The 1,730-nt window shown below is 60.0% G+C and carries 2 protein-coding genes; both read left to right on the top strand.

Annotation, left to right across the window (positions count from 1 at the left end; translation table 11 throughout):
• Positions 1–37 precede the first annotated feature (37 nt).
• Positions 38–1,171: a tRNA guanosine(34) transglycosylase Tgt gene (gene tgt, locus RMO15_RS05110; protein WP_309708707.1), complete on the top strand. Its 1,134-nt coding sequence runs from the start codon at positions 38–40 to the stop codon at positions 1,169–1,171.
• A gap of 94 nt (positions 1,172–1,265) precedes the next feature.
• The coding region (locus tag RMO15_RS05105; RefSeq protein WP_309708703.1) for an endonuclease domain-containing protein at positions 1,266–1,730 on the top strand (465 nt) is incomplete at its 3' end.

Here is a 1,730-nt window from a genome sequence, read left to right as displayed (position 1 = left end):
AGTATACCGTAGCGAAAAAGTGGTAGCATAGGGGCCGATGAGCCTCTTTACGCTACAGAAATCGGCGAGTAACTGCCAGGCACGACGCGGGGAGCTGCGACTTCCCCGTGCGACCGTGCAGACCCCGGCTTTTATGCCTGTGGGGACGCAGGGCACGGTGAAGGCGATGACCTTCGAGGAGGTCTGGGAGCTGGGCTACCGGCTGATTCTGGGCAACACGTACCACCTCTATCTGCGGCCCGGCTCCGAGCGCGTGGCGCGGTTTGGCGGACTCCCCAAGTTCATTGGCTGGGAGGGCGCGATGCTCACCGATTCGGGGGGCTACCAGGTCTACTCGCTCAAAGACATGCGCACGATCACCGAGGAGGGCGTGACGTTTCGCTCAACCCTCGATGGGAGCAAGCATCTTTTTTCCCCGGAGCGCGTGATGGAGATTGAGCACGAGCTGGGCGCGGACATTATCATGGCCTTCGATGAGTGCCCGCCCCACCCGGCGACCTGGCAGTACACGAAAGACTCGCTGGACCGCACGCTCCGCTGGGAGGAGCGCTGCCTGACACGCCACAACGAGCTGGGCGGCGATGCTACCGGGCACCTGCTCTTTGGGATCGTGCAGGGCGGCGGCTACGACGATCTGCGTGTGCAATCTGCGGAGGCCGTGAGCGCGATGGACTTTCCCGGAATCGCGATTGGCGGCGTGAGCGTGGGCGAGCCCGTGGAGGAGATGCGCCGCGTCACGGCCCTGACCACACCGCTCCTACCTGCCCACAAGCCGCGCTACTTGATGGGAGTCGGCACGCCCTCGGACTTGCTGGACGGCATCTACTACGGCATTGATATGTTCGACTGTGTCCTGCCCACCCGCATGGCCCGCAACGGCGCTCTGTACACGTCACAAGGCCGCATCAATATCTCCAACGCCTGCTGGACCGACGAGCAAGGCCCGATTGACCCCGAGTGCGACTGCAAGGTCTGCCGCCGCCACAGCGCCGCGTATCTGCGGCACCTGCACCAGAGCAAAGAGATTCTCTACTCACGCCTCGCGACGTACCATAACCTGGCCTACTACGCCAAAGTGATGGAGGAGGCACGCGTCGCCATCGAGCAAGATACTTTCCCGGGGTATCGAAGCGCCTGTTATGCGAAGTGGGGGCTGGTTCTTCCCCCCTAACCCCCGCCCGGCGGGGGGACAATGCGGTTAGGGGCTAAAAAAAGAATTTTGGGGATTTTATCAGAAACGCCTCTGCTCAACCGTTATACGGGTGATGAAAGCAAAACCGAGATACTGGCGTGGTGCTTCGCCAGAGCTACAGCACTGGGCATGGGAGAACCGTGTGATGCCCACCGAGGCAGAAGAAGCGCTTTGGGAAGCACTGCGTGGCAAGCGATTGGCCGGACTTCGTTTTAGGCGACAGCATGCCTACGAGACCTCGATCTTTGACTTCTACTGTCCTGAGTTTCGATTGATAGTGGAAGTAGATGGCGGCTATCACAGCAAAGATTTTCAGCAGGAGAAAGATACCGATCGTGATGCCTATCTCCAAGCCTGCGGCTTCCGTACCGTTCGCCTGACCAATGAGGAAGTTCTCCAACGGCTTCCCACCGCCCTCGACAAAATTCTCCAAGCCATAAACCGCATTGTCCCCCCGCCGGGCGCTAATCTTGTCCCATATCTTTTGCTGATAGGGCTGACATCGCTGAAAAAGCCATTTGCCAGCCCTCCTCCATAC

Origin of the sequence: Armatimonas sp., from assembly GCF_031410135.1 — a bacterium.
Classification (GTDB): domain Bacteria; phylum Armatimonadota; class Armatimonadia; order Armatimonadales; family Armatimonadaceae; genus Armatimonas.
The sequence above is the reverse complement of the archived record's forward strand: the minus strand, read 5'-3'. Positions and strand labels throughout refer to the sequence as shown.